The sequence below is a fragment of the Rhodoferax sp. UBA5149 genome (genome assembly GCF_002413825.1).
Lineage (GTDB): Bacteria > Pseudomonadota > Gammaproteobacteria > Burkholderiales > Burkholderiaceae_C > Rhodoferax.
In genome coordinates, this window is record NZ_DHXT01000131.1 from 27,891 (window position 1) to 34,275 (window position 6,385).

A 6,385-nucleotide genomic window follows, 5' to 3' on the forward strand; every position below is an offset into this window, starting at 1 on the left:
TTATCTGGTGAAATATTGAACGGCGCTGCGGGGGCGTCACTGTGGAGACCTTATGTTGGGTTGCCGGCAACCCATACCCCGGCCACATGTAATTCCAAGGGCGTGAATCTTGCTTTGTAGTTCATTTTTTGACTTTTGTTAATCCAGTAGCCCAGGTAGACATAAGGAAGCTTGAGTATCTTGGCTTGTGCAATTTGCCACAAGACGTTGTAGGTGCCGTAGCTGCTAGCAGATTCAGGCTCATAAAAAGTGTAGACCGCCGAAATGCCATCATCGAGCACGTCCAGTATCGAGATCATTTTCAATGCGCCCGGTGTGCCGTCAGCCAGCGTTTCGCGGAATTCAACCAGTCGCGAGTTCACCCGGCTTTGCAGTAGAAATTGCGTGTACTGGTCGATGCTGTCCTGGTCCATGCCGCCACCAGCGTGCCGCCGATTTTGATAGCGGAGATACAAACTGTAGTGTTCCTGCACAAAGCACAGTTTCAGCACTCTGACCTGCAGGTTGGAATGACGTGACCACGCGCGTCGCTGACTCCTGCCTGGTCGGAAATCGTTGACAAGAACCCGCAACGGTGTGCAGGCATGGCATCCGTCGCAATAGGGGCGGTAGGTAAACATGCCACTGCGTCTGAAACCTTGGCTGACGAGCTCGGAATAGGTGGCGTTGTTGATCAAATGGCTGGGCGTTGCCACTTGCGACCTGGCCTGTTTTCCTGGCAGATAGCTGCAGGGATAAGGCGCCGTTGCATAAAACTGCAGCGCCTGTAGCGGGAGGTCCTTGAGATGCGTCACGTTTGAGTTGACTTTGAAGGCAATAGTTCTCGCCAGTATAGGGGGTCAAACTGCCAGACCGGCGCCGTTTGGGAGAGACCGGACATCACTTGTTGCACAAACAGATCACGAGAGATTTCACCTGCGCCCAGGGAGGCCAGATGGCGGGTGTTTTGCTGGCAATCAATCTGCCGGATGTGGTGGTGGCGGCAAAAACCAACCAGCGCCGCGAGTGCAATTTTGGAGGCGTCGGTTGACCGGCTGAACATGGATTCGCCGAACACGGATTTTCCCAGTGCAACGCAGTACAGCCCGCCGGCGAGTTTGCCATTGACCCACGTTTCCACGCTGTGGGCAAGGCCGGCCCGGTGCAGGTCGACGTAGGCCGCGATCATGTCAGACACGATCCACGTGCCCGCCTGGCCTTCGCGCGGGCTGCTTGAGCAGGCTTGAATGACCTGTTCAAAAGCAGAGTCCATTCGAATTTCACAGCCCACCGTTTTGCGAAATTTCTGAAGTGTTTTTCTGAATGACGGGTGCAGCCGGAATTTGGAGACATCGAGCACCATTCTGGGATCGGGGCTCCACCATAGCGTGGGCTGCCCCTGGCTGAACCAGGGAAAAATGCCTTGGCTATAGGCGTGACGTAAAGTGTCAATATCCAGCACGCCACCAGCGGCCAGCAGTCCTGGAGCGGGAGAATTTTCACCCCAAGCCTGACTAACGGGAGGAAAGTCTTGACCCGGCGCAAGCCACGGAAGCGGGGGTGGTTGAGATGACATGGACAGACTGTATACCGACGGCACGGGCGCGCGGAGTCCTGTTTCTGTTGAATCTCGCTCGTTTATTCCACGTCAAATGCCCGCGCCACGCCGGAATCGGTGGTGCGAGCCGTTACAATACCAGCATGTCGGGGCGTAGCGCAGCCTGGTAGCGCATCTGGTTTGGGACCAGAGGGTCGAAGGTTCGAATCCTTTCGCCCCGACCATATAAATCAACAACTTAGCTCACTTCATGTGGGCTTTTTTGTTTCTCCGGGTAACGCCGGAGTAACACTGGTGGGATTTCCCCGGTGAAATTGCCATCAGACATGACAGTGAGTTTTTCAAGCGGAGCACATAATCTGCTGAGAAATAACATGTGCCCGTAGCTCAGTTGGATAGAGCAACGCCCTTCTAAGGCGTGGGTCGGGGGTTCGATCCCCTCCGGGCACACCAATAAATAGGCGATTTTTGCTATAAAAAATTTAGTGGATGGGCTTTATTGGTGACGCAGGGGTTACTTCGATATCAAAGTTTCTTTTCCCCACGCGCAGATTCCACGCCACCAGCCCCTGTGCCGGTGGCGGTAATCGCGCCCGCGCCTTTGACGGTCGAGCAGGCCTTGCGCCAGATGTTCGACCAGGATAACAAAATTGAAGCCAGCCAGAAGCTCCTGCTGCCGCGCCCCAACTGGCGCATCAAGGCCGCCGGCCCGTTGGGCATGGACAACTTGCTGGTCATGGTGGCGGCTGGCCCGCGCGACCTCGGCCCGCTGGCCGCCAACAAAGCCGGGCCCTTTGTCTCATCACTCAATGATGCGCAGGGACAGGCCAAATTGGTGACACTCATGAGCAGCTCGCAAACGGTAACCAGCCAGGCCTGTGCCAACTCAGGCACACGTCGTAATAATGCGTTATGTTCCGACGCTTATGGTGCTTCAATGGTGGCCATGGAGGAGATTAAATGATGTTCCGCAGAGCAAGTTTTTTTGCTATTGTTTTTATAGCTTTCTACGTAGCATTCACGGGGGCTCAAGCCGCAAACAGCACTGATGGTGAACGTGGCGCCTTGGCGCCGGTGGCCGATGGCTGGCTGGTCACGCCGGCCGAGGCCCGGGAATTCAGAGGAGAAGACGGCTTCAATGAACAACCGGCGCTACGCCCCCGCGCCGTCGTGCCGCTGATTGACATCCTCAAGCCGGAGCCGGTGTCAGACCTCAAAGTCAAAGCCCCGTTTGCCATCGCGGTGCAATTCAAAAGCCAGGCCGACGCGCCCATAGACCCGGCCACCTTCAAAGTGCTGTACGGCGCATTCAAGATTGACATTACCAGCCGCATTACCAAGTTCGTCAAAGTGACCCAGGAGGGCTTTTCACTGGAGAATGCGCAGATACCGGCTGGAAAACACCGGCTGACGATGCAGGTACAGGACGAAAAACAGCGCCTGGCGGAGCGGGAGTTGCGCCTGGAAGTGGAGTGAGCCACCGGCTTTTGGTTTGACGTGAAAGTTAGCGCAGGAAAAAAAGGGGGGACGCGACATGAGGATGGTCTTTGGTGTTTTAAGTTTATTGATCGCTGTAGCGGTGGTCGGGGTGCTGGCCAAGAAGCAACTGGGAGCGCTCTCAGTCGGGGGCATGTCGCCCGCAACCCCGGCTGGCGTTTCCTCTGCGGTGACCACGCCGCAGCAACAAAGCCAGCAGTTGCAGGATCAGGTCAAGAAGTCGGTTGAGGACGCGATGCAGAAGACGCGAACGGAGGCGGATGACAAATGATGAAACAGAATTTTTGGAACGATAAGGCTCGACTGCTGCTGCTCGGCCTGCTGCTGGCGGCCAGTGCGGGCGCGGCCATGGCGACGTTGGGACAAGCCCCCTCAGTGCTCCCGGCGGCGGTATCTGCCAACCCGGCGCCGGGCGCCAAAACGCTAGCCGCCACGCCAGTCGCGCGCTCCAGCCTTTACACGGTTCACGAGACACTGCTTGAAAATGGAACCAGCGTTCAGGAATATGCAACGCCTGCGGGGTTGGTTTTCGCCGTGGCCTGGCGCGGGCCGGTGTTGCCGGACTTGAGTGCCCTGCTGGGTGGCTATTTCACGACCTTCAAGCGTGAGACCGAGCAGGCCCGCGAGAGCGGCAGGCGTGGTGCGCCGGTGAACATGGCGCGCGATGGCCTGGTGGTCCGCTCCAACGGACGCATGCGAAACTTTTTTGGGCACGCTTATGCGCCGGGTTTGATCCCCGCTGGTGTCAATATCAATGATGTTCTTCAATAAATTTTTCAGTCGTGCCGCCATGGCGGCCTTGCTGGTGACCCTGGTCACGGCCTGCGGTGGTGGTGGCGGATCGGCGCCGACCCAGACCAGCTTGGCGGGCACGCCGCCCTTAAATAACCTGCCCAGTCCGCCTGCGGTCAGCAACCTACTCGAGGTCACTGTGGATGCGGGCCCCAAAGACACTGGCTACAACGTCAACCGCCTGTACACCACGGTCACTGTCTGCAGTCCGGGCAGCACCACGCAATGCCAGACCATTGACCATGTGCTCGTGGATACCGGCTCTTTTGGCGTGCGACTGTTGTCCAGCGCGATGGCGCCCGCCTTGAATCTGAATCGGCTGACCGGCGACAGCGGTTTTCCTCTGCTCAATTGCGCGCAGTTTCTCGACAACAGCTTTGCCTGGGGCCCGGTGGCGACGGCCGATATTGTGCTGGGCGGCAAGACTGCAGCCAGTGTGCCGATTCAAGTCATCGCCGACCCGGCATTCAATAACCCCCCATTGGGGTGTGCGGTAGGTGGCACGGCAATCACCACAGCGAAAATGCTCGGCGCGAACGGCATCATTGGGCTTGGCTTGTTCAAGGAAGACTGTGGGTCGCGGTGTACCGGCAACCCCGGCAACGATGTTTATTTCACCTGCGACAACGTTGGCTGCACCGGTTCGACCGCAGCGATTGCCCAGCAGGTGAAGAACCCGGTGCCCTTGTTTGCGGTAGACAAAAACGGCGTGCTGATCGATTTGCCAGCCGTCAGTTCGGTCGGCGCACCCAGGCTGATCGGATCGCTGATTTTCGGCATTGGCACACAGTCCAACAACCAATGGTCGGCCGGAACGGTTCTGACGGCTGACGCCTCGACTGGCTACATCACCACCCGGCTTGGGGTGCAAAGCCTTACGAAAAGCTTTATCGACTCGGGCTCCAATGGCCTGTTTTTTGATTCCACCGCGATTACCAAATGCGGCACTAGCGCCCCCGGTTTTTATTGTCCAACGTTGCCCACCACTTTGTCGGCCACGCTGGTGGGCACCAATGGGCTGACGAGTCCCGTTATTTCGTTTTCCATTGACAATGCGTTGTCGCTTTTTGCCGGTGGAGTTAATAACGTGCTTCCGACCTTGGCGGGCACTGGTAACCTGAATTCTTTTGACTGGGGCTTGCCCTTCTTTTACGGTCGCCGGGTATTTTTCGGCATCGAGGGAAAGACATCCACGCTCGGAAGTGGCTCGGTCACCGGCCCCTTTTATGCATTCTGATGGCCGGTCAGCTGCGGCCTTCAGGCGGCTGCTTCCAGACCGTTCCTGAAGTGTTCCTGCATTCGCTGCACGGTGAGCGCCGTGTCGCGCGCTGCGATGGCCGCCATCAAGGCACGATGTTCATTCAGTGATTCGTCGATGCGGCCTGATTTGAGCAGAGAGTTGTGGCGGTTGAGCTTCATGACCTTGCGCAAGTCGCCCACCATCTGGTCGCGCCAGCGGTTGTTGGCAATCTCCAGCAGCCGCATGTGAAAACGTTCGTTGAGCTCGAAAAAGAGTTCCCGGTCTTGCCGCTCCGGGTTGGCCGCCGCTTCCAGTTCAGCGTGCAGTGCCTGCAACTCTTCGATTTGGGATGCCGTGGCGTTTGTGGCGACCACGCCGGCCGCGTCAGCCTCCAGCAGGCTGAGCAAGTGGTACACGTCGGCCAGGTCGCGCTCGGACACCTCGGTTACGTAGGCGCCACGCCGCACTTTCATGGTGACCAGGCCTTCGGCCGCCAGCACTTTGAGCGCTTCACGCAGGGGGGTGCGGCTGATGCCATAGGCTTCGGCAATTTTCAGCTCGTCAATCCAGCTGCCGGGCTCCAGTTCACGTTTGAAAATCCGCTGACGCAGGAGTTCAGCCACCTCTTCATAGAGTGCGTGGGGCGATAGAGAAAGTGCGGCCATGGACTGAATTGTAAGCCGAAAATAATATTTTGAATCAATAATTATAAATAACGTAAACTAGCAGCTATTCACTGAAATACGCTCGGGGCCGCATCGGTTCGGGCCTGTTCGGTGCCAGATCATTTCGATAAACTCATTGCAAACGGCATCCGTCATGACCCAAAACAATCCTGAATTTCAGTCCGCCAGCCTCGAGGCATGGGCCAAAGCGGCCGCCAAGTCTGCCCCCGGTGGCAATGTGGATGCCCTCAACTGGCACACGCCGGACGGCATCACGGTCAAGCCGCTGTACACCGCCGCCGACACCCAGAACCTGCCCTACGCCAACACCTTGCCGGGGTTTGAGCCCTACCTGCGCGGACCACAGGCCACCATGTACGCGGTGCGGCCTTGGACCATCCGGCAATACGCGGGCTTTTCCACCGCCGAAGAGTCCAACGCGTTTTACCGCAAGGCGCTCGCCGCCGGCGGGCAGGGCGTCAGCGTGGCCTTCGACCTGGCCACGCACCGTGGCTACGACAGCGACCATCCGCGCGTCACCGGTGACGTCGGCAAGGCCGGTGTGGCGATTGACTCGGTGGAAGACATGAAGATACTGTTCAACGAAATTCCGTTGGACAAGGTGAGCGTCTCCATGACCATGAACGGCGCCGT

Annotated in this window: 9 protein-coding genes and 2 tRNA genes; 8 read left to right on the plus strand and 3 right to left on the minus strand. The window is 57.9% G+C overall.

What is annotated here, in order from left to right; translation table 11 throughout:
* Nucleotides 1-50 precede the first annotated feature (50 nt).
* Both B3V69_RS11540 and aat read right to left on the minus strand, forming a co-directional pair.
* Nucleotides 51-794, minus strand: a complete 744-nt coding sequence (locus tag B3V69_RS11540; protein WP_296446662.1) for an arginyltransferase — start codon at nt 792-794, stop codon at nt 51-53.
* Nucleotides 791-1,555 carry a leucyl/phenylalanyl-tRNA--protein transferase gene (gene aat, locus B3V69_RS11545; protein WP_296446664.1) on the minus strand — a complete coding sequence of 255 codons (765 nt, stop codon included), beginning with the start codon at nt 1,553-1,555 and terminating at the stop codon, nt 791-793. Before aat ends, B3V69_RS11540 begins: the two co-directional genes overlap by 4 nt.
* Before the next feature lie 129 nt (nt 1,556-1,684).
* Between aat and B3V69_RS11550 the strand changes: the two genes are divergently transcribed.
* From B3V69_RS11550 to B3V69_RS11580, 7 genes are all read left to right on the plus strand, one after another.
* Nucleotides 1,685-1,761 (plus strand) — tRNA-Pro (locus B3V69_RS11550).
* Between the two features lie 152 nt (nt 1,762-1,913).
* A tRNA-Arg gene (locus B3V69_RS11555) sits at nt 1,914-1,990 on the plus strand.
* A gap of 118 nt (nt 1,991-2,108) precedes the next feature.
* Complete coding sequence (locus tag B3V69_RS11560; protein ID WP_296446666.1) at nt 2,109-2,501, plus strand: hypothetical protein; 393 nt, start codon at nt 2,109-2,111, stop codon at nt 2,499-2,501.
* The gene (locus tag B3V69_RS11565; protein WP_296446669.1) at nt 2,498-3,013 is read left to right on the plus strand and encodes a hypothetical protein; all 516 of its coding nucleotides are present in this window, start codon (nt 2,498-2,500) and stop codon (nt 3,011-3,013) included. Before B3V69_RS11560 ends, B3V69_RS11565 begins: the two co-directional genes overlap by 4 nt.
* Nucleotides 3,014-3,071: 58 nt before the next feature.
* Complete coding sequence (locus tag B3V69_RS11570) at nt 3,072-3,305, plus strand: hypothetical protein (RefSeq protein WP_296446671.1); 234 nt, start codon at nt 3,072-3,074, stop codon at nt 3,303-3,305.
* A complete protein-coding gene (locus B3V69_RS11575; RefSeq protein WP_296446673.1) occupies nt 3,305-3,805 on the plus strand; it encodes a DUF2844 domain-containing protein in 501 nt (166 codons plus the stop codon). The genes B3V69_RS11570 and B3V69_RS11575 overlap by 1 nt, the downstream gene beginning before the upstream one ends.
* Nucleotides 3,789-5,063, plus strand: coding sequence for a DUF3443 domain-containing protein (locus tag B3V69_RS11580; protein ID WP_296446675.1), 1,275 nt, complete (start codon nt 3,789-3,791; stop codon nt 5,061-5,063). The genes B3V69_RS11575 and B3V69_RS11580 overlap by 17 nt, the downstream gene beginning before the upstream one ends.
* A gap of 20 nt (nt 5,064-5,083) precedes the next feature.
* Here B3V69_RS11580 and B3V69_RS11585 read toward each other — a convergent pair whose 3' ends face one another.
* Nucleotides 5,084-5,731 carry a GntR family transcriptional regulator gene (locus tag B3V69_RS11585; protein ID WP_296446677.1) on the minus strand — a complete coding sequence of 216 codons (648 nt, stop codon included), beginning with the start codon at nt 5,729-5,731 and terminating at the stop codon, nt 5,084-5,086.
* 154 nt (nt 5,732-5,885) lie between these two features.
* Here B3V69_RS11585 and B3V69_RS11590 point away from each other — a divergent pair.
* Nucleotides 5,886-6,385: methylmalonyl-CoA mutase family protein (locus B3V69_RS11590; protein ID WP_296446679.1), on the plus strand; the 500-nt coding region annotated here is incomplete at its 3' end.

What these genes read in the sequence shown, in the direction of transcription:
- B3V69_RS11570 (WP_296446671.1), top strand. Translation starts at nt 3,072, where the DNA reads ATGAGGATGGTCTTTGGTGTTTTAAGTTTATTGATCGCTGTAGCGGTG.
- B3V69_RS11565 (WP_296446669.1), top strand. Translation starts at nt 2,498, where the DNA reads ATGATGTTCCGCAGAGCAAGTTTTTTTGCTATTGTTTTTATAGCTTTC.
- aat (WP_296446664.1), bottom strand. Translation starts at nt 1,555, where the DNA reads ATGTCATCTCAACCACCCCCGCTTCCGTGGCTTGCGCCGGGTCAAGAC.
- B3V69_RS11575 (WP_296446673.1), top strand. Translation starts at nt 3,305, where the DNA reads ATGAAACAGAATTTTTGGAACGATAAGGCTCGACTGCTGCTGCTCGGC.
- B3V69_RS11580 (WP_296446675.1), top strand. Translation starts at nt 3,789, where the DNA reads ATGATGTTCTTCAATAAATTTTTCAGTCGTGCCGCCATGGCGGCCTTG.
- B3V69_RS11585 (WP_296446677.1), bottom strand. Translation starts at nt 5,731, where the DNA reads ATGGCCGCACTTTCTCTATCGCCCCACGCACTCTATGAAGAGGTGGCT.